Source organism: Sphingobacterium multivorum (assembly GCF_039511225.1).
GTDB lineage: Bacteria > Bacteroidota > Bacteroidia > Sphingobacteriales > Sphingobacteriaceae > Sphingobacterium.
The window spans coordinates 1,202,477-1,223,623 of record NZ_CP154261.1 but is presented as its reverse complement, the minus strand read 5'-3'; the positions used below and the strand labels follow the sequence as shown (position 1 = coordinate 1,223,623).

16 protein-coding genes and 1 tRNA gene are annotated in these 21,147 nt (G+C 40.0%); 12 read left to right on the top strand and 5 right to left on the bottom strand.

Going from position 1 to position 21,147, the window contains the following annotated elements; translation table 11 throughout:
- Nucleotides 1-266 precede the first annotated feature (266 nt).
- Nucleotides 267-1,592, bottom strand: a complete 1,326-nt coding sequence (locus AAH582_RS04930; protein ID WP_046673958.1) for a trigger factor — start codon at nt 1,590-1,592, stop codon at nt 267-269.
- Nucleotides 1,593-1,660: 68 nt separating this feature from the next.
- Nucleotides 1,661-1,742, bottom strand: a tRNA-Leu gene (locus tag AAH582_RS04925).
- A gap of 149 nt (nt 1,743-1,891) precedes the next feature.
- Between AAH582_RS04925 and AAH582_RS04920 the strand changes: the two genes are divergently transcribed.
- From AAH582_RS04920 to AAH582_RS04900, 5 genes are all read left to right on the top strand, one after another.
- Nucleotides 1,892-2,503, top strand: coding sequence for a hypothetical protein (locus tag AAH582_RS04920; protein WP_343321353.1), 612 nt, complete (start codon nt 1,892-1,894; stop codon nt 2,501-2,503).
- Nucleotides 2,500-2,802 carry a winged helix-turn-helix domain-containing protein gene (locus AAH582_RS04915; protein ID WP_046673956.1) on the top strand — a complete coding sequence of 101 codons (303 nt, stop codon included), beginning with the start codon at nt 2,500-2,502 and terminating at the stop codon, nt 2,800-2,802. Before AAH582_RS04920 ends, AAH582_RS04915 begins: the two co-directional genes overlap by 4 nt.
- Before the next feature lie 51 nt (nt 2,803-2,853).
- Nucleotides 2,854-3,345, top strand: coding sequence for a hypothetical protein (locus tag AAH582_RS04910; protein WP_046673955.1), 492 nt, complete (start codon nt 2,854-2,856; stop codon nt 3,343-3,345).
- 4 nt (nt 3,346-3,349) lie between these two features.
- A complete protein-coding gene (gene creD, locus AAH582_RS04905; protein ID WP_343321352.1) occupies nt 3,350-4,816 on the top strand; it encodes a cell envelope integrity protein CreD in 1,467 nt (488 codons plus the stop codon).
- Between the two features lie 180 nt (nt 4,817-4,996).
- Nucleotides 4,997-7,081 carry a S9 family peptidase gene (locus AAH582_RS04900; protein WP_343321351.1) on the top strand — a complete coding sequence of 695 codons (2,085 nt, stop codon included), beginning with the start codon at nt 4,997-4,999 and terminating at the stop codon, nt 7,079-7,081.
- Nucleotides 7,082-7,250: 169 nt separating this feature from the next.
- On the opposite strand, the gene AAH582_RS04895 is transcribed toward AAH582_RS04900, so the two are convergent.
- Both AAH582_RS04895 and AAH582_RS04890 read right to left on the bottom strand, forming a co-directional pair.
- On the bottom strand, nt 7,251-8,198 hold the full coding sequence (locus AAH582_RS04895) for an MlaD family protein (protein ID WP_046673953.1): 948 nt from the start codon (nt 8,196-8,198) through the stop codon (nt 7,251-7,253).
- A gap of 61 nt (nt 8,199-8,259) precedes the next feature.
- Entirely contained in the window at nt 8,260-9,060 is an 801-nt protein-coding gene (locus AAH582_RS04890; RefSeq protein WP_343321350.1) for an N-acetylmuramoyl-L-alanine amidase family protein, read from the bottom strand.
- 201 nt (nt 9,061-9,261) lie between these two features.
- Between AAH582_RS04890 and AAH582_RS04885 the strand changes: the two genes are divergently transcribed.
- From AAH582_RS04885 to AAH582_RS04875, 3 genes are all read left to right on the top strand, one after another.
- A complete protein-coding gene (locus tag AAH582_RS04885) occupies nt 9,262-11,895 on the top strand; it encodes a putative LPS assembly protein LptD (protein WP_231585259.1) in 2,634 nt (877 codons plus the stop codon).
- A 273-nt stretch (nt 11,896-12,168) separates the two neighbouring features.
- The gene (locus AAH582_RS04880; RefSeq protein ID WP_343321349.1) at nt 12,169-13,428 is read left to right on the top strand and encodes a competence/damage-inducible protein A; all 1,260 of its coding nucleotides are present in this window, start codon (nt 12,169-12,171) and stop codon (nt 13,426-13,428) included.
- Nucleotides 13,429-13,540: 112 nt separating this feature from the next.
- On the top strand, nt 13,541-14,902 hold the full coding sequence (locus AAH582_RS04875; protein ID WP_343321348.1) for a dihydrolipoamide acetyltransferase family protein: 1,362 nt from the start codon (nt 13,541-13,543) through the stop codon (nt 14,900-14,902).
- A 62-nt stretch (nt 14,903-14,964) separates the two neighbouring features.
- Here the strand turns inward: AAH582_RS04875 and AAH582_RS04870 are convergent, their stop codons facing one another.
- Entirely contained in the window at nt 14,965-16,341 is a 1,377-nt protein-coding gene (locus AAH582_RS04870) for an MATE family efflux transporter (protein WP_343321347.1), read from the bottom strand.
- Nucleotides 16,342-16,582: 241 nt separating this feature from the next.
- Here AAH582_RS04870 and AAH582_RS04865 point away from each other — a divergent pair, with 241 nt between their 5' ends.
- The 4 genes from AAH582_RS04865 (at nt 16,583) to AAH582_RS04850 (ending at nt 20,609) form a co-directional block, all read left to right on the top strand.
- Complete coding sequence (locus tag AAH582_RS04865; RefSeq protein WP_046673947.1) at nt 16,583-17,104, top strand: Sec-independent protein translocase subunit TatA/TatB; 522 nt, start codon at nt 16,583-16,585, stop codon at nt 17,102-17,104.
- A gap of 85 nt (nt 17,105-17,189) precedes the next feature.
- Complete coding sequence (locus tag AAH582_RS04860; protein WP_343321346.1) at nt 17,190-19,427, top strand: Tex family protein; 2,238 nt, start codon at nt 17,190-17,192, stop codon at nt 19,425-19,427.
- Nucleotides 19,428-19,611: 184 nt separating this feature from the next.
- Nucleotides 19,612-20,322, top strand: a complete 711-nt coding sequence (locus AAH582_RS04855) for a hypothetical protein (protein ID WP_343321345.1) — start codon at nt 19,612-19,614, stop codon at nt 20,320-20,322.
- A gap of 8 nt (nt 20,323-20,330) precedes the next feature.
- Nucleotides 20,331-20,609, top strand: coding sequence for a hypothetical protein (locus tag AAH582_RS04850; protein ID WP_070564877.1), 279 nt, complete (start codon nt 20,331-20,333; stop codon nt 20,607-20,609).
- Nucleotides 20,610-21,147: the final 538 nt, after the last annotated feature.

Genomic DNA, 21,147 nt, shown 5'->3' with positions numbered 1-21,147 from the left:
TACGATTTCAACAGATCACTTCCAACTCTAGCAGACCGCTTTCAATGCTCGCTTCCACCTCTTATCCCAACCGCATTGTCCCTATCCTGAGCTCCACCTCGATTCTGCCAGTAGACCTTTTCCAGCGTCATATAACTTCCTATACAGGCGATCTGTGGATGAGCTGAACAACTATAAACGAATAGTGTATAATCCGCTACCGGACTGCAATAAAAAAAGTCCCTCCAAATAAATGGAAGGACTCTTTTTTTATTTAAAAAATTCGCTTATGCTAATTTCTCGAATTCTTTGTATTCAATGTCCGTAGCATTCAATTTCACTAAACCTTTCAAGTGATCAAATACTTTTAAAGCTTTAGCTTCTTCGAACAAACGATTACCTTGCTCTCTATCTTGTAACAATTGAATTGCAAATTGGTTCAACTGCTCATCAGAAGGCTCTTCGTTGATGTTATACATCTTGATTTGCGCGTAGATACGTTCTTTTGCTAAATTGATAACTTCATCATATTTAACTTCAAGACCATTTTCAGTAACAACGCGGTTTTCGATGATTGTCCATTTCAAGTTGTTCAAGAAGTCAGCAAAACCTTCGTTCAATTCTTCTTCAGAAATGCTTGGGTTAGTTGCTTTCAACCATCTTTTCAAGAATTCTTCAGGGAAAGATACATCAACTTTCTCCATACCAAAAGTATACATATCATTACGTAATCTTTGATCTGAATTTTGTTTGAATAAGTTCTCAACTTCTTCTTTCACTTTTTCTGTGAATTGAGCTTCTTCTGTTACTTCACCTTCTGCGAATAATTTATCGAAAAATTCTTGGTTAAGATCAGCTTCCTCTAAACGGTTGATATTCTTAACAGTCAATTCAAATTTAGTAACGTCTAAAGCAGTTGCTTCCTCTTCAGTGATACCTAAGATACGTGCTAAATCTTCAGTTTTGAATGCTTTTTTAACATCAATCTTAACAACATCGTCCTTTTTAAGACCAACCAATGATTTTTTGATCTTAGCATCTTCTACGATATCTGTACGGATAGAAGTTGTTTTTTCTAGACCTTCCTCTTTATCTTGTTTCAATGTTGCATACAATACATCACCTTCTTCAGATACTTCTGGATTAGTCATTTTTCCATAGCTACGACGCAAGTTCTTGATACGATCTGCCAATGTCTCTTCATCAGCTTTGATTTCGTACGAAGTAAATTCAGTCTCAGCAGTAAAAGGTAATTCAAAAGCTGGAGCAAGACCAATTTCATATTTGAAGTTGAAATTGTCTTTATAATCCCAGCTGTATTGTGCATCATCTTCCAAAGGAAGTGGTTGACCTAAAACTTCTAATTTATTCTCAGCAATATAATTGGTGATTTTCTCATTCACTAATTTATTGATCTCATCAAATAAAATAGATTTACCATAAGTACGTCTGATATGTCCCACTGGAACTTGACCTGGACGGAACCCTGGTAATTTTGCTTTTTTAGCTTGCGCTTTAATCTCTTTGTCGACTTGAGGATTATAATCTTCAGGTGCTAATGCGACGTTGACTACCGCATTGATTGCATCTACATTCTCGTGTGAAATATTCATACTCTTTTTAGCTATATCGCATTCATAAAAAAATCCTCCCGAGGTTTTAAGTTCGGGAGGACATCAAGTGCGGAAGAAGGGACTCGAACCCCCACGCCTTGCGGCGCCAGATCCTAAGTCTGGTGCGGCTACCAATTACGCCACTTCCGCATTAGGATTTCTTTTGATGCCACAAAGATAGAAACCAAACCTATATCCTGCAAGTATTTTCTACTCTTTTTTTTATTTTTTTTCAATATTCTCCCAACCCCTTGCATAATTCATTATTATTCATTTACTTTGAATATCAAAGTACTTTTATGGAACAGAAAGATTTATTTAGAGAACTTGGACAGATCAGATCATTAATGGAAAAATCGTCCAAATTTGTTTCAATAAGCGGATTATCAGGTGTACTCATGGGCTGTTATGCTTTGCTGGGAACGCTATTGGAATACTATATTCTACATCAACCCGAAAGTACCGCGCTACTCTTGGGCGAAAATCTGAATAAGCCCCTACTGTCTTTAATGATTGCGCTCATCGTCCTCTTATCATCCCTGGTGACCGGCTGGCTAATGGCACGTAAAAAGGCGAGAAAAAATAAGCAGTCGATTTGGAACATTACAAGCAAATCTCTTTTATTTGCAGTTTCAATCCCCTTACTAACGGGTGGCATGATATCCTTATTGTTTTTTGTCCAAGGCTACTACCAGCTGATTGCTGCTATGCTGCTGATCTTTTATGGACTAGCACTGACTGCGGGGAGCATCTATACCTTTGCCGAAGCAAAAGGCCTGGGTATACTGGAAATCTGCCTGGGTTTGATTGGCATATGTTTTCCAGAAAACGGATTACTATTGTGGGGATTGGGATTTGGTGTGTTACACATCATCTATGGTTTTATCGTTTACAAAAAGTACGAATCGTGAAATTAGATCTTTCCCTATATGACAAAATATTTGAAAACAGAGTTCGCCTCCAAATTATGAGTGTTCTCGCTGCCAATGAAGAATATGATTTTAATTCATTGAAAGAATTGTTGGATGTAACCGACGGTAACCTTGCTTCCAACCTAAAAACGTTGGAAAAAGAGGAATACATTAGTGTCGAAAAAAGCTTTGTAGACCGGAAGCCGAACACCCGATACAAAAGAACGACAAAAGGACTTAAAGCCTTTGAGAATCACCTTATTGCACTTGAAAATTTAATAAAACAACAATACAAATAATTTTTTTATTCATTTACTTTGAAAATCAAAGTACTTTTAAAACATGATTAAATGAAAGGAATTCGATTAAAACTGATGCTGCACCTCTACAATTGGTCTTCCAAAGTATATGCAGACATCTTTAAATGGAACAAAAAAGCTTGGGGAATATCTAAGGCAGATTTTATGACCTACCCCGTTGGTAGCATCGGCCATAATCTGGGGCTCTTTTATGAAAGTAAAGGTTTTGATGTCATGCCCAAACTGGAAAATCACGATGTATTTCATATCCTGACTGAAACCGGAACAGAGATACAAGATGAAATCGCCATGCAATTCCTCTTACTTGGTAATGGAAAGATCAGCCTCTATCTCATGGCAATGATTTTTATTGGCGGAATCTTATTTCCCGAGCATTTCGGCTATTATAAAAGACATTTTCAGAAAGGTCGATCGCTCCAAAACTTTCATCATTTAGAATTTAAAGAAATCCTTCATTGGCAATTAACGGAGCTTCAAATTGCCTTATACAGTAAAAACATTCAAATAAATTTAAACAACTAAAACCATGGACTACAACAATTCATCACCGATAGAGCAATCCTCATTTTTTGAGAAAATCAGTAATTCCACTGTCCTAAAGTTATTTGTCATTTTCTTTCTTTCCTTGATATTGCTCATTCCACTTTCATTAATAAGCGATCTAATCGAAGAACGGAAAAATAGGGAACAGGAAGTTTCTGGCGGTATTGCATTAAACTGGGGAAAGGAGCAGGTTATTTCCAGTCCCGTGTTAGCTATCCCTTATCGCGAGACTATCTCACTTTCTACCGAAAAAGCCGAAAAATCTAACCTTAGAGAAGAGCTAAAATGGATATTTATCTTACCCAAAACATCCAATATCACAACCGATATAACGCCACAGCATCTCTCTAGAGGTATTTATAATGCTGTAGTTTACAACAGCAGCATCACATTAGATGGTTCTTTTGACAAAATATCCCTAGAAAAACTCGATATTCCGCATGAGCAAATTGACTGGAAAGGCAGCAAGCTTATTTTCGGTATCCAGGACTTTAAAGGTTTAGGCAAGCGTCCATCCTTAAATTGGGATGGAAACGAGTTAACTTTCGACCCAGACTTCAATACTCTCAAATTATTTACGCAAAATTTAGTCTGTCCTGTACCTTTGGATCCGCAGAAAACGGACAATCGTTTCAAGATAAAATTAAGTCTAAAAGGATCCAAATCATTGAATTTTCTTCCGTTGGGTGATCAGACAAATATCCAGGCTAAGGGTAACTGGGCTAATCCAAGTTTCACAGGTGCATTCTTACCGGGGAAACGTAATACCGAAACATCCAATTTTTCGGCTTCCTGGGAAATCCCTTCTTTCAGTCGGAAGCTGCCACAACAATGGACAAGCGATGCCCGTCCGATCTTTCAGTTCGATAACAACCTCGAAAATGGAAATGAGGGCAATAAGCAAAAAGCAGCACAAACCGTCAGCACTACAATTGCCTCTGCAAATAACCTATTGGATAACGCAGACATGATTACAATTAACTTCCTACCAGATATCAACAACTATCAAAAAACAACACGGGTCGCCAAATATGGTATTTTAGTTATCATCCTGACCTTTACTTCGCTCCTATTCACCGAGGTGATCAAGAAAAAACGGATCCATATCATCCAATATATTCTGATTGGAGCAGCGATGGTTCTTTTCTACACATTGCTGCTCGCGCTATCCGAGCATATTGGATTTAATCTAGCTTACTTAACGGCTTCCGTCGCTACAGTTATGCTGATTGGCAGTTTCATTAAATCAATTACCAAAGACCAGAAATCGGCGCTATTGCTGAGTTCTATTCTGGCTTTATTTTATCTTTTTATCTATATCCTCATGCAACTTCGGGATTATTCCCTTATCGCCGGAACAATTGGCATCTTTATCATTTTGGCGATTTTGATGCGCGTTTCAACAAAAATAAACTGGTATCAATTTGATAATAGCCATGTGGATCAATAAACAACGTCTTCGACTTTATTGGGTATTAATTCAGATACTATTAAAAAAATAAGGATTTACAATTCTAATAAGCCATTTCTAAATGAAAGAGATGGCTATTTTTTTACTCGACTTAGCATTTATGACCAAATTCTGTAACTTGCGAAGAAATTTTTCAGCGGCATAGATATGTTTAAACAGATGAAAAAACTTACAATACTTACATTAGCGATTATTATGGCGTGTAACCTAAGCAATGCGCAAGAAAGCAAAGACGGAAAAAATAACTCCAAATTAGTGTCGGAATCGCCACAACCGATCAACCCAACTACACTTTGGGACCTTGGTCGTGTTTCGGCCGAAGGACTTTCTGCAGACGGCAAAACATTGGTATACGGTGTTTCCAATTATAATCTGGAGAGCAATTCAAGTGAAAAAAATCTCTATACAGTTTCACTCACAAACGGGACTGGCAGTCAGTTCACAGACCAAAAAGGTGGTGAAACAGTCGTCCAGATCGAACCAAATGGCGACGTCATTTATTTGTTAAAGGGGCAGTTATGGAAGAAGAACCTATCTAAGGGTGAAGCAGTTCAATTGACGAATGGTGATATTGCCTTAGAAAATGTCAAGTTTTCTCCTGATGGAAAACAAATACTCTTCAGCCAGTCCGTGCTCGTAAAAAAATACCACAGCACGGATAAATATCCCGAACTACCAAAATCGGACGCTTATATCTATGACAACTTAGACTACCGACATTGGGATACCTTCAATGATGGCAAATTCAGTCATCCTTTTGTGGCGAGTTATATTGATGGTAAAGTTGGCGAGCCGGTAGACCTATTAAAGGATCAAGCTTTCTACAGCCCTCAGGCACCATTTGGTGGCGCAGAAGATTTTGCCTGGTCTCCCGATAGCAAGGCAGTGCTCTATGTCTGTAAAAAGAAATTCGGAACAGATTATGCTGTCAGTACCAATACCGATATTTATCGCTATGATCTCGCTAGCGGAACGACGTCTAACCTGACAGAAGGAATGAATGGGTATGATACAGCCCCAACCTATTCTCCCGATGGGAAAAGCCTAACGTGGCTCAGCATGAAGACCGATGGTTATGAATCGGACAAAAATGACATCATGCTATTTGATAAGAATAGCTCGATTCGACTTAACCTAACAGCACATTGGGATGGTACCGTCAATAGTTTTATCTGGAGCAGCGACAACCGGAAAATCTATTTTACAGCTGCAACGAAAGGCACAGTTCAATTATTTGAACTTGAAGTACCGACCAATATCAAAGCTAAAAGTTTACCAAAAATACATCAAATTTCAGAAGGTGACTTTGACATCACTGGTATTGTAGGCCAAGTAGCTGACAAATTAATCGTTAGCTCGACAAAGTTTACCCGTGCAACAGAAATCTTCAGCTTTGATCTAAAAACCAAATCTTTAACTCCGGTCACTAAAGTCAACGATGCAAAATATGCAAGCATCAGCGAAAACAAAATTGAGAAACGTATCACAAAGGCATCCGATGGAGCCGATCTGTTTTCATGGGTAATCTATCCGCCAAGCTTTGACCCTGCAAAAAAATATCCAACCATACTTTACTGTGAAGGCGGCCCTCAATCTGCTCTGACGCAATTTTACTCCTTCCGTTGGAATTTACAATTGATCGCATCACAAGGCTATATTGTCATCGCTCCAAACCGCAGGGGTATGCCTGGCTGGGGCGTTAAATGGAATGAAGCCATTTCTCAGGACTGGGGCGGTCAGCCAATCCGGGATTACTTGGCAGCGATAGACGATATCTCCAAAGAATCCTATGTAGATACAACTCGTCGCGCGGCGATTGGAGCTAGTTATGGTGGGTACTCGGTTTATCAGCTAGCTGGCGTGCATCAAAACCGTTTCAAAACGTTTATTGCGCACAATGGTTTATTCGACATGAGAAGCTGGTACGGCACCACAGAAGAACTCTTTTTCGCCAACCACGAACTGGGTGGAGCGTACTGGGATAGCAAAAATGAGAAATCCTATACCGCATTCAACCCCATTGAAAAAGCAAATAATTGGCACACGCCAATTTTAATCTTTCAAGGCGGAAAAGATTATCGTGTTCCAATCGGACAAGGGTTAGCGGCATTCCAATTGGCTCAACTCAAAAAAATTAAGAGCCGCCTGGTCTACCTACCGGATGAAAATCACTGGGTACTGTCAGGACAAAACGCACAAGTTTGGCAAAGAGAATTCTTTACCTGGCTTAAGGAAACTTTATAACGAGGCATGCAAAATCCGCTTGTAAAATCATGTATTTTCGCAACTGACAAAGTCGACCTTCACCTGTTTAAATTCCAAAAAGCGTTACTCAGGGAGTGGACATATAAAAACAAAAAGCCTGCAATATGCAGGCTTTTTTATGTATCCTATTTGATCTGATTGCTGAAATCTATTTCTCGCCTTTTTTTCCAAAGATGGAAAGTTTGATATATTTCCCAGGTTTCTCTTTCACATCCTTCATCAAATTATCCATTTCCTTTGAAGCATTATTGAGATTATTGTATAACGCTTCGTCATTTAACAATAAACCAATAGATCCTTTACCACTATTGATTTTTCCCGTGATCTCCTGAAAATCATTGACTGCGGCATTTACTTTGTTCATGGTATGTTCAAAATCCAATCGGGCGGCCTTATCGGTAATATTATTCAGATTAGACATGATCGCATTGATTTTCTCGCCATTTTGTGAAAAATTGGATGTAATTGATTCGAGATTGGCCATGATTCGATTGAGCCTCCCCTTTTCATCCCCCACTAGACCTTCGACATCTTTGGTAATGCCTTCTACATTTTTCAAAGAAGTGGAAATACTATGAATACTTCTTTTAAAGTCATCCTGAAACTGTTTGTCTAAGACATTATTGACAACCGATAACGTTGAATCCAGTTTAATGGTAATTGTTTCGATCCGTTTTTGAATGGGTTCAACCTTATCCATAATATTCGGTTGGACACCCGATGCTAAAAAGTCCCCATCCTTTGCCAATTCCTTACTGTTGCCCATTTCGAAAACAATGGCCTTACTGCCCAACAAATCTGTGCTTGAAATCCGCGCAATTGTATTCTTTGGAACATCATAATGGGAATGTATTTTGAACTCTGTCTTAATTTTGCCATCAGGTAGGAGAATCATTTTTGATACACGACCGATTTGATAACCATTTACTAAAACAGGTTTTGATGGAGTTAGGCCATCGACAGCTTCATAAGTTGTGTAATATGTGTTGTCGCTGCTAAAAACATCATTTCCTTTTAGAAAGCTATAGCCAATAAATAATAAAACTATCGCAACTGTTGCTAATATGCCGACTTTTGTCTCGTTTGAAATTTTCACAAATAATCTATTTAGTAATGATCATTAATTTAAGTTTAAAACAGCATAAAAGCAAATCTGTTTAGCGTTCTACAGAATTTTTATAAATTTTCAGAGCCGAAACTAAATTATTGACAATTTCCTGTTGACCTTCATCAGACAATAGGTAGCTCTCTTCTTCTCTATTACTAATAAAGCCAATTTCTGTAAGCACAGCGGGCATACCTGCTTCAGCCAATACAGCTAAGCCTTTCTCCCAGAATCCTCTACTATATCGCCCTGCCTTCACATACTCACCTTCAATCATCTGCGCCAGACGAATACTTTTTTCACGGAATCGGTTTTTCATCAAGGAGAAGATGATAGCACTTTCAGGGTCTTTTGGATCAAATCCTTGATAATTTTCTTTATAATTTGATTCCAGTAACAAGGACGCATTTTCACGAACTGCAGCATCTTGCTGTCCCAAACGATGCGAGCCAGAGACCAATGTTTCGGTACCATGTGCGCTAGCACCACTGGAATTACAGTGTATTGAAATAAATAAATCTGCTTTATTGGCATTTGCCAAGCGAATACGTTTGTAAAGCTCAACAAATTCATCCGTCGTTCTCGTGTAGATGATCTTGATACCCGGAATATCTTTCTGAATCTGCTTTCCCAATTTTAACGCAACTTCAAGGGCTACATTTTTCTCCAACGATCGCCGCCCTTGTGCTCCGGTATCTTTACCACCATGGCCCGCATCAATTACAATCGTTTTTATCTGGTAGTCTGGAGGCAATGCTTGCCCATTGTTTAATGTGAAAGAATTCAATAAAAAAAATCCCAAAGTAGCGAACACAACGCTACACCATTTTCTAATTCTTAAATCTGATTTCATTGAATAATTATTTGCTCTACTATAAACGAATCAAAATGCGTCAATATTATTTCTTTAATAGATAACGATATTTAACATATTTTCTATTGCTTTTTTGACTAATTTTGTCTCTCGAAGTTTAACATTATTTCACAAAAATAACATTTGTCTTTAATTTTGAAGTCGTTAATCAACATTTTAACACTATTTATCATTCTTGCAATGAGCAATGCTAGCTTTGCTCAAAGTAATATTCCATTAAAACAGAACGGACTTCAAGGTAAAGATCCTATTTCGGCGACCAATAAATCGCAAGATACGAGTAAATCGAAAACTGCAGATACGACCAAATCTGTAAACGATACAACCAAGAAAAAAGGAAGTGGCTTGCAGGCCGAAGTGAGCATTATTGCGGTTGACTCGCAGAAATCTGAAGTTGCCAAGAATATCAGTCACCTTTATCGCGGAGCAAAAGTAAAGTACCAAGATTTTGAACTTTCTGCCGATTATATCCGTCTTGATCGAAACAAGAAACAGATTTTTGCTTCGGGGATCTACGACAAAAGTGGTAAATATGTAGGGCGTCCTATTGTCATCATGGGTAATGGTGAATCACCGAAAACAGTAGATTCACTCTACTACGATTACGAAAAGCAAGAGGGAAATACCTACGGTATTATGACCGAAGTTGATGGTGGATTTATCCAGGCCAATGTTGTTCGAAAGAATATCTACGACGAAATGTCGATTTACAAGGGATTATATAGTACCTGTAATCTACCCTATCCGCATACCCATTTTGGTATTCATATCACCAAAGGAATTGTCACTAAAAACCAGATTATTTCTGGTCCGGCCTACCTTGTCGTGATGGGTGTACCGATGCCCGTGGCATTTCCATTTGCATTTTTCCCAAAACCAGATAAAAGAGCATCCGGGTTTCTCTTCCCTTCTTTTGGAGAAGATTATACCAGAGGATTCTCCATGCGGGATATCGGTTGGTATTTGGCCTTCAACGATTACTGGGACAGTGAGATTAGAGGTTCCTTGTATTCTAAAGGTTCGTGGGAAGCTTCCATCAATACGCGCTATACCGTCAACTATAAATTTAACGGTGGTTTTAATATCCGTTACGCCAATACCAAAACAGGTATTGAAGGAACATCCAATTACGGCTCCAATAAGGATTTTAACGTCACATGGAACCATACCCAACGGCAGGAAGCCAATCCAGGAACATCTTTCTCTGCAAGTGTTAACTTTGGTACAAGTTCTTTCTTTCAAAATACCGGAACTGGAAGTACACAAAATACCTATGAAAATCTTGCCCGTAACCGTATGGGATCGTCCATCAGTTATGGAAAAGTATTTGCCGATGGTAAGGTAAACCTCACGGCCAGCTTAACGCATAACCAGGACATGGCTACACGCAGTATACAGATGAGTTTACCCAACATCAGCTTAAACGTATCCTCTTTCAATCCATTTGACAGCAAAGATCGTGTCGGTGAACAAAAATGGTATCAACGCATCAATGTCGGTTATAGTTTCCAAGCGCAAAACTCGGTCAGTACCATTGATACATTGTTGTTTAAACCAGGAGGTTTCAAAAAATTCCAAAATGGTTTCCAACACAATATTCCAATCAGTCTATCACTCAATGCTTTTAAATATTTCCAGTTCAATACCAGTGTAAACTATACCGAACGTTGGTATTTACAAAGTACACGACAAAGCATCGACAATACCGCTGCAGGTTATAAACAACGTATCGATACCGTTCAGGGATTCAATCGTGCATACGATTACTCGGTATCGACCGGACTTTCGACCAAGGTTTATGGTAATTATTTCCCTAAAATAGGTAACCTTAAGCAGATCAGGCACGTTGTTACACCGTCGATCAACTTGAACTATAGACCCGACTTTTCGGATCCAAAATATGGTTTCTATCAGCATTATAACGATCAATATGGAAACAGAAATGTATACTCAATCTTTAGCCAGGGTGTCTACGGTTCCCCTTCCGCAGGAAAATCTGCGGGGATAGGTTTTTCCATCGACAATAATATCGAAGCAAAGGTCAAAAGTAAATCTGACACCACGGATGGCGGTATGAAGAAAATCCCTATTCTTCAAGGTCTGACGTTCAGCGGAAATTACAACTTTGTAGCCGACTCGCTAAAGTTGTCCCCAATTACTTTCTCTGGCCGTACAGCTTTTTTCGACCAAAAGATGAATGTAAACTTCAACGGTACATTTGATCCCTATTCGGTCAATGAAAATGGTGTCCGTGTCAATCGCTACGCCATTAAAGATGGTAGCCTTGCGCGCCTGACAAACTTTGGTCTTTCCTTTGACTATAGTCTGAATCCTAAGGCTGCGAAATCACGTAATAACAATATTGATTCTTTAAGAAAAGAAATGACAGGAGCGGGTATGACTCCCGAACAGGCACAAGCCTTAGCTCGAATCAGCTCAGATCCAAACGCATTTGTGGACTTTAACATCCCATGGAACCTTGCGGCATCGTTCAGTTTCAATATGGCAAAATCGTTCAACTCCAGTACACGAAGAATGCAGAGCCAGATCACAAGCACATTGAATTTACATGGCGACTTCAGTGTTACGCCAAAATGGAAAGTCACCTTTCAATCGGGGTACGATTTCAAACAGAAGGAAGTGGTCATGACCTCTTTCAATATCTATCGCGATCTGCATTGTTGGGATATGTCATTTGGCTGGATGCCTTTTGGGCGGTACCGAAGCTACAACGTTACTATTCGTGCTAAGGCTTCAATATTACAAGATCTTAAGCTCACCAAAAGAGCTAGTTCAGGAGGCAGTTATTTTTAAAATAGCTGCCTTTTTTTTGAAATGCTGTACCTTTATTGAGCAGCAAAACCTTCAGTTTCTTAAAAAAACTTCTTCCATCAAATAACAATTTAACATTTCGTTGAGCCGCAATTTTATGTAAGTTTATATGCTGAATCTTCGGGTATTGAATGTTCATTTTTTAGGCTCCGGCGCATGGACATCTTAACGCGAAAAGATTGAGAAAATCCAACACGATACATACCAACATGTGTATTTTTCAACGTAGGGATGTGTCGCATAATTATTTTAAAGATGAAAGCAGAGATTATTACCATAGGCGATGAGATTCTCATCGGTCAGATTATTGATACCAATTCAGGCTGGATTGCCAAACAACTGCTCCAATTCGAAGTCGATATCGTTCAAATGACATCGATCCCTGATACCGAAGAGGCTATTTCAACGACATTGAAAGAGGCTTCAACTCGGGCAGATCTTATTTTAATCACTGGAGGTCTGGGTCCGACGAAAGATGATGTGACAAAAAAAACGGCCGCAGCATATTTTGGAACCACCTTGATCCGCGATGAGCATGTACTTCGGCATGTGACAAACATATTTGAATCGCGCAATCTAAAGATGCTCGACATTAATCTACAGCAGGCCGATGTTTTAGCAAATTGTGAGGTCCTATTTAACAACTATGGCACCGCGCCCGGCATGCTGGTCCATCAGGACCAAAAAAGGTTTATTTTTATGCCTGGCGTGCCCTTTGAGATGAAATTTCTGATGGAAAAACATGTGCTACCCTTATTAGCCCAACAGGATCCTGACTTATTTATCTGTCACGAGACCATTTTGGTTGGCGGAATCGGAGAATCTTATTTGGCAGAAGAAATAAAGGATATCGAAGCAGAACTTCCTTCCAGCATAAAATTGGCCTATCTACCAACCCTGGCCTTTATCCGATTGAGACTCTCCGGAAAAAGCAGGAATAAATCTGACATTATGCTCCAGGTTGCCCTTTTTAAAACAAAGCTACTCCATCGTTTACAACACTATGTCATCGCGGACTATGACACAAGCATCGAGCCCTATCTGATTAAAGAGCTTGGCCGCCGAGGTGCGACATTAACGACCGCGGAAAGTTGTACCGGGGGTAGCCTCGCCGCTTCAATAACCGCTGTAGCGGGAAGCAGCACGATATTCCTTGGTGGTACCATCCCCTACTCCAACGCGTTAAAACAACAATTGTTGAACGTCGAGGAAGAAACACTAATCCAATATGGAGCAGTAAGTGAGCAGACTGCTATCGAAATGGCTTCCGGTTCAAAAAAGGCATTTTCTTCCGACTATGCTATTGCGACAACTGGAATAGCGGGGCCAGGTGGTGGAACAGCTGAGAAACCAGTTGGCACTATTTGGGTGGCTGTTGCCGGGAAAAAGGAAATTTTAACCAAGAAGTTTCAATTTGATAACGACAGACTGATCAACATCGAACGTACCCGTATGAATGCTTTATTACTGCTATGGAAGTTGCTTGTAAAAGAAAAAGAACAGGATACACAATAGAGTAAAATAATATTTCAAAAAAAACGTTATTTAAGGAATAATATTTTAAATTGTTGAAAGTAAACCACAATTTATTTAACTTCGTTTTTCTATAACGAGATTGCTAAAAAATATGGCTTTATATAAACTCTTGCTCCCAAAAATGGGAGAAAGTGTATCCGAGGCAACAATCACAAAATGGTTAAAACAACCTGGTGACCTGATTGATGAAGATGACACTTTATTGGAAATTGCAACTGACAAAGTTGATTCAGAGGTACCTTCCCCTGTAAAAGGTGTTTTAAAAGAGCATTGCTATACCGTAGACCAGACTGTCCAAGTTGGTGAAGTCGTTGCAATTATAGAAATTGAAGGCGAAAATGAAGAACCTGGGATTCAAGCACAAGAAAATATCGCTCCTTCAGCGGCAACTCCCGAAGAAATCATAGCATTGAACATCCCAGGTGTAGACCAGCTGCCCAATGTAACGGCTGAAATTCCATCTTCTTCATACGAAAATACCCTTCGCTTCTATTCACCTTTAGTGAAAAATATCGCACGCCACGAAGGATTGTCCCAGGATGAACTTGACCGTATCCAGGGTACCGGAGCAGAGGGAAGAGTGACTAAGGAAGATATTTTAACGTATGTATCGCATCGGGATTCATCCTCAAAATCGACAAAAGCCATTCCGGCAGAGCACACGAATACGAGCACGGGCATGGGTACGGAATCTCCAAAAATAACCTCCAGCGCTCCGTCGCATGTTCACACCGTTGCCAATGGCAGTGATGAAATCATTGAAATGGACCGTATGCGGAGATTGATAGCGGACCATATGGTCAAAAGCGTACAGACCTCTCCCCATGTATGTTCTTTTGTTGAGGCAGATGTTACCAATTTAGTTTTGTGGCGCAATAAAGTTAAAGATGCCTATAAAAAACGCGAAGGAGAAAACATCACGTTTACCCCTTTGTTTATCGAGGCTATTAGCAAGGCACTCAAAGATTTTCCATTGGTCAATATATCGATCGACGGTTACAATATCATCAAGAAGAAAAACATCAATATTGGTATGGCGGCAGCATTGCCTAATGGTAATCTCATCGTTCCGGTCATCAAAAATGCGGACCAATTAAGCTTAGTCGGGTTGAGTAAAAGTGTCAACGACCTCGCACAACGGTCACGGGCGAATAAATTGAAGCCTGACGATACCCAAGATGGTACATTCACATTCACCAATATCGGCGCTTTCGGTAATATTATGGGAACGCCTATCATTAACCAACCGCAAGCTGCAATCTTGGCTGTCGGTACCATTACGAAAAAACCAGCGGTCATAGAAACAGAGTATGGCGATATGATTGGTATTAGACATATGATGTATCTGTCACTCTCTTACGATCACCGTGCAATCGATGGTGCCCTCGGAGGTACTTTCTTAAAACGTGTGGCCGACTACCTGGAAAACTGGGATAGCAATAGAGTAATCTAGCAATCAGAATAAAAAAACGGCTCTTAACAGAGCCGTTTTTTGTATTTAGTATATACGTTTTGTTACTTAAACATACTTTGTTCGAACTGTATTTTTTTCTTCTTAATCACCAATTGAAACCGCAGGTAAAGTAAAAGCGAAGAGCTTAGCAGGCCCAGCGTTAACCCGTACCAAATCCCCTTGATACCCCAGTTAAACAAGACGCCCATGAGGTAGCCGCTTGGTAGCCCAATAATCCAATAAGCGATAAATGTGATTAGGGTTGGTATATTCACATCCCCCATCCCACGTAACACTCCCAGACCGACAACTTGGGTACCATCAAACAATTGGAAAAGGCCCGCAATAATCAACAGCTGAGAAGCAATAATCACCACGGCATGATCTGAGGTAAAGATATAAGGCAAATAATCATTCAACAGCGCGAACAAAGACGCTGTAATCACCATAAAGATCAACACCAATTGATACGACGTGATGGCAAATCGTTCGAGACGAAAAAGATTTCGATTACCATAACTATTCCCCACCTTGATTGTTGCAGCAGCAGCAATACCACTCGCCATCATATACGTCATCGCGGCCAGCTGTATGGCTACTTGATGAGAAGCTTGCGCTGTCGCACTTATGGTACCCGCCAATAAGGATGCCCCTGCAAAAGCCCCAATTTCAAATACATATTGCATAGCCACGGGTGCCCCGATACGCACGATCTTCAGCAATCGCTCCCGATAGACCTTTGTTATCTTAAAGTATTGAATATATCCTTTAAATTTCTGCGATCGCAAGACATAGGTCATCATCACAGACATCATTAACACACGGTCGATCAATGTACTGTATCCGACTCCCTTGACCCCCATTGGACTGATGCCAAACATCCCTTTGACAAAGATGATCGCCAAAATAATGTTCAATACATTCCCCCAAATAGTTACATTCATCGCTTGCTTTGTAAATCCCAGGCCTTCAGCAAATTGCTTAAAGGTGCTAAATACCATCAATGGAAGCATCGATAAACTCAGAATAAGCAAATAAGGCTTTGCCTCCTTCACCACAGCCGGATCTTGGTTGAGGTGATCGATCGCCAACATCGAACCAAAATAGACCAATGCGAATAACAAGAGTCCTGCAATAATATTTAACCAAAAGCTATTAGATAACAAAATGGCACATTCTTTTTTATTATCACGGCCATTCTCTTGCGCAATCAACGGCGTGATGCCATACGCAATCCCCAAACCAATGACCATAACAACCATAAAAACAGCATGTACCAACGAAACTGCCGCCAATGGAATAGTTCCTGCAAAATGTCCAACAATCACACTATCTGCGGTATGCACCAGCGTATGTCCCAACTGTGAGATCACCACTGGCCCCGCCAATACCATCGTACTTTTGTAATACGGTTTAAATGTTTTAAATTTTCCCAACATAATCGATTTCCCAAAAAAATAGCCACAAAAATACGAAGATATTTCCGCCCTATCGTCATATTAAAAAATATTTAGCAAAAATACAACAATTTACACCCATCAAATAACCGCACTTTATTAAGTAATTTTTATGTTTCAAATACCTTAAAATTATCTTAAATTTACTTTTGGGTCTAAGAACTATAGAAATATAAATGTACCTTAGCATCTAGTTAGTAATCAAAAGAAGAGGAAAAAGAGTATGTACAATCCAGTAATAGCATTTCTAAACATCGGAACACAAGAGATGATCTTAATTGTGTTTGCAATCTTGTTACTTTTTGGAGGCAAAAAACTTCCTGAATTGGCGAGAGGTTTAGGAAGAGGAATACGTGAGTTCAAAGATGCATCAGAAGGTATCAAACGTGAAATTTCAGATCAGATCAATAATTTCGAGAAAGACATAGACGTTAAAACAGAAGTAAAAGAAGAAACTGTTCCTAATGATGTTCGTTTGGCTGAAGAGCAAGCTCAAGCAGCACACGAAGAAGGGGCTAAGCCACAGGAAGCCGTAGAAGGTTCAGAAACAGATCAACCAAAGAAAAAATATGAATTCACAACACCTGCCGGTGTCGTCGAACATAACCCACATAAACAACCCGATTACGGCGAAGAGCCATCTCACATCACGTACGGGTATAACGATCATTTTGCTGAAACGAAAAACAACGAGGTAGAAGATAAAAAAGTTCCTGAGCAGGACAATACCAGTAAACCTGCTTAATTTTACTACTTTAGTTTATAATTAGATATACTTAGAGCTGTTGAATCGCCATTCAACAGCTCTACTTTTTAAGATTAAACCGACAATGAACTTATCAACACACGAAATTACCATTGCTAATGAGCTTTCTATTAGCGAAAAACAAGTTCGCACGACTATAGCACTATTAGACGAAGGTGCTACTGTTCCGTTTATCTCACGCTACCGTAAGGAAATGACGGGTAGTTTGGACGAAGTTCAAATCACCACGATCAGAGATCGTTTCCAGCAGCTGCGTGATTTAGATAAACGTAAAGAAGCTGTTCTTAAATCGATCAACGATCAGGGAAAATTGACACCGGAGCTTGAGCAGCAGCTTTTGGGTGCCGAAACCATGGCCAGTCTCGAAGATATCTATTTACCTTACAAACCCAAGCGTAAAACTCGCGCCAGTGTGGCACGTGAAAAAGGTCTGCAACCTTTAGCGGATCTTATTCTAGCACAAGAAACAGGAGATTTCCTCGCCCTTGCCGACAGTTTAATAGATGAAGAAAAAGGCGTCAAGAATACAGAGGAGGCACTGGCAGGTGCCCGCGATATCATCGCAGAGATCATTGCGGAAGATGCGACAGTGAGAGCCAAAGCGAGAGCGATCTTCCTCGAAAAAAGCACATTTGTTTCACGGGTGGTTCCCGGAAAGGAAGAAGCTGCACTAAAGTATAAAGATTATTACGAATGGTCTGAACCGTTGAAAAATGCACCTTCACATCGTGTGCTGGCCATGCGCCGCGGAGAGAAAGAGGAATTACTCTATTTAGATATCGATATCAATGAAGAAGAAATTCTACCGAGTATCGAATCCATGTATGTTAAGGGTGCCAACGATGCCGCAGCTCAGGTAAAACTTGCCTTGGTCGATAGCTACAAGCGTCTGTTAAAACCTTCTATGGAGACGGAAATTCGTGTATTGACACGTCAAAAAGCCGATGAAGAAGCCATCAAAGTTTTTGCCGACAATGTGCGTCAACTACTTCTAGCCGCTCCACTAGGGCAGAAAAGGCTGCTCGCGATCGACCCAGGATTTCGTACAGGCTGTAAAACGGTTGTTCTGGACGAACAGGGACAGCTCAAAGAAAATACGGCCATCTTTCCACATACAGGCGCCAACGGGCTTGCAGAAGCAAAAAAAACAATTCAGTATCTAGTATCAAAATACGATATCCAAGCCATCGCAATTGGCAATGGAACCGCCGGTCGTGAAACGGAAGAATTTGTACGGAAACTCGGATTAAATAACGTTACCATCGTAATGGTCAATGAAAGTGGAGCCTCTATTTATTCAGCTTCCGAAACTGCCCGTGAAGAATTTCCAGATCAAGATGTTACGGTACGCGGCGCAGTATCTATTGGTAGACGGTTGATGGACCCATTGGCTGAACTGGTTAAGATCGATCCAAAATCGATCGGTGTCGGACAATATCAGCATGATGTAGATCAAAATAAACTCCAGACTTCATTGGATGATACCGTCATCAGTTGCGTAAATGCTGTCGGTGTCGAATTGAATACGGCTTCCAAACAAATTTTATCCTACGTTTCCGGTCTTGGTCCATCCCTGGCACAACAGATCATCAAATACCGGAATGAGAACGGTCCTTTTGCCTCCAGGCGCGAACTGAAAAAAGTTCCTCGCCTTGGCGATAAAGCCTTTGAACAAGCTGCAGGCTTTCTACGCATCCGCCATGCCGCAAATCCACTGGATTCGTCGGCGGTACACCCCGAGCGTTATGCATTGGTCGAACAAATGGCCAAAGACCTTGGCAAAAAAGTAGAAGATCTATTGACTGACGCTGACTTGCGAAAATCGATCCCTTTGAAAAACTATATCTCAGAGGAAGTTGGATTACCGACATTGAATGATATTCTCAATGAATTAGCGAAACCCGGATTAGATCCAAGGGAAAAGTTCGAAGCATTCTCATTCACAGATGGCGTCAATACCATTGGGGATTTAAAAGTGGGCATGAAGCTGCCAGGAATCGTGACGAATATTACAAATTTCGGAGCCTTTGTTGATATTGGCGTACATCAAGATGGCTTGGTACATCTAAGCCAATTATCGAATCGCTATATATCGGATCCCCATGAAGTCGTCAAAGTACAGCAACACGTCATGGTAACAGTAACAGAAGTAGACGAAAAGCGTAGTCGTATCGCATTGTCAATGAAAACAGATGAAAAGCCTGCGCTACCAAAAAACAAAAAAAATGAACCTAAAAAGCAGGCCGAGCCACAAACGGATATGGCCAGCAAGCTCGCTGCATTGGCGAGTAAGTTCAAATAGATAGTTTTAACTTCCTATCGAAAAGCTGACCGTTCGCCGGACTGCCCCTCATAAAAGTGCTTAACATTTTTTGGCAGTACTGCGGCGACTGGTCAGCTTTTTTTTGATTCGATTAAATCCAATGTCCGTCATTCGTATCGCTGTTTTATTTTGTATCTTTAGAGGAAACAAGTTTAGACCCGTTATGAAAAATTGTACCCTACTATTCTTCCTATTTTTTGGAATTTATTTTTCTAAAATCCAGGCACAGCAACTTCACGACGGAGCCTATCTATATCAGGATGGCATCAATAAACATCTAATGCTCGTTAAAGATCATTATATCTCATTCATAAGTTACGATGATGTCAGAAAACGTTTTCAACACACCTGGGGTGGGCCACTTGATAAACAGCCTAATCTGATCAATATCGCCATCGAGTATAATTCACAGGATTCATCTGCGATCGGCAAAACAACCCAATTGCAGTATCGGAGTGAAGCAGACTCCCTTCGCCTAAAAATAGCCAATAGCTATCATCTCTATATTAAACAGAAAAAAGTCCCGCAGGACCTGGACGCACTTTGGCGTATCACTGGTCGCCAACAAGGAGAAAAAATGCAGGATATTCCGAAAGCAGACCGCAAAACAATCAAAATATTGGTTGATGGCTATTTTCAATGGATAGCGATTAATCCTGCACAAAAAGGTTTCTATGGTACTGGCGGGGGCAATTATCAATACGATAACAATCGGTATACTGAAAAAATACAGTTCTTTTCGAGAGACAATAATCGAGTTGGGCAAGAACTGGCCTTTGACGGTGAAATTGTAGATGGCAGATGGCAGCATAGAGGAAAAAGCTCGAAAGGAGACGATATTTATGAAATTTGGAGCAAAGAAATAACAGAATAAAAAAATATATGACAATAGAAGAATTTCAATCACTTGAAAGTCCACTTCAGCATTGGACAGCGGTACAAAAGTCACTTTGGTATGATCTGAAAGGAAATTGGAAAACCGCGCACGACCTCATCGATCAATTGGGGGGAACCGACGCAGCACATGTTCATGCTTATTTACACCGCAAAGAAGGTGATCAATGGAATGCAGAATATTGGTATCGCCGCGCCAAACAAAATGTATACAGAGGCAATCTGGATGATGAGTGGAAAGAACTCTTCAAGTGTTACGTTGTGTAATCACAATTACCCTATTTTCCACAGGGGCTGTTCTCTTTTATATACACATGCGGAAAGTTTGCCAATAAAATAGGCGAAATTTTACCAAAAATTAACTCAATCCTTTTTCAAACTACTTAACATCTTTAAAAACATAAAAATATTACCAAATAAGATATAACATCAACCAAATCAAGTGATATTACGTAACAAAAATAACACAAAGAAAAATAGTATAAAACTAACAAGTAGAATGGCACAGATATTGAATATAGTCTACTATACTTGAGAAAGTATACTTTTCATAAATTTAGGTTAATAATTGGTTAGGTTAAACACTTGAAGTTCCCCACTTCAAGTGTTTTTTTTTAATCCAATGCTTACCATCTTAACCCCACGCACCGCTTTTCTTTTTTAAGGGTCGTATCGCGGCACTCCCGCCATTTTTTTCCATTAATCTCTGCCGGAACAAATGAGTGTAAAAGAGCGATCAAATTCGTCTTTTTCACAGTGCTTGTTCAGTGCTTGTTCAGTGCTCGTTCAGTGCTCGTTCAGTGAT

Excerpts from the sequence above, each read along its gene's own strand:
- AAH582_RS04890 (WP_343321350.1), bottom strand. The coding sequence starts at position 9,060 with ATGAAATCAGATTTAAGAATTAGAAAATGGTGTAGCGTTGTGTTCGCT.
- creD (WP_343321352.1), top strand. The coding sequence starts at position 3,350 with ATGGACTACAACAATTCATCACCGATAGAGCAATCCTCATTTTTTGAG.
- AAH582_RS04900 (WP_343321351.1), top strand. The coding sequence starts at position 4,997 with ATGAAAAAACTTACAATACTTACATTAGCGATTATTATGGCGTGTAAC.
- AAH582_RS04850 (WP_070564877.1), top strand. The coding sequence starts at position 20,331 with ATGACAATAGAAGAATTTCAATCACTTGAAAGTCCACTTCAGCATTGG.
- AAH582_RS04910 (WP_046673955.1), top strand. The coding sequence starts at position 2,854 with ATGAAAGGAATTCGATTAAAACTGATGCTGCACCTCTACAATTGGTCT.
- AAH582_RS04920 (WP_343321353.1), top strand. The coding sequence starts at position 1,892 with ATGGAACAGAAAGATTTATTTAGAGAACTTGGACAGATCAGATCATTA.
- AAH582_RS04880 (WP_343321349.1), top strand. The coding sequence starts at position 12,169 with ATGAAAGCAGAGATTATTACCATAGGCGATGAGATTCTCATCGGTCAG.
- AAH582_RS04885 (WP_231585259.1), top strand. The coding sequence starts at position 9,262 with ATGAGCAATGCTAGCTTTGCTCAAAGTAATATTCCATTAAAACAGAAC.
- AAH582_RS04930 (WP_046673958.1), bottom strand. The coding sequence starts at position 1,592 with ATGAATATTTCACACGAGAATGTAGATGCAATCAATGCGGTAGTCAAC.
- AAH582_RS04860 (WP_343321346.1), top strand. The coding sequence starts at position 17,190 with ATGAACTTATCAACACACGAAATTACCATTGCTAATGAGCTTTCTATT.
- AAH582_RS04875 (WP_343321348.1), top strand. The coding sequence starts at position 13,541 with ATGGCTTTATATAAACTCTTGCTCCCAAAAATGGGAGAAAGTGTATCC.
- AAH582_RS04865 (WP_046673947.1), top strand. The coding sequence starts at position 16,583 with ATGTACAATCCAGTAATAGCATTTCTAAACATCGGAACACAAGAGATG.
- AAH582_RS04855 (WP_343321345.1), top strand. The coding sequence starts at position 19,612 with ATGAAAAATTGTACCCTACTATTCTTCCTATTTTTTGGAATTTATTTT.
- AAH582_RS04870 (WP_343321347.1), bottom strand. The coding sequence starts at position 16,341 with ATGTTGGGAAAATTTAAAACATTTAAACCGTATTACAAAAGTACGATG.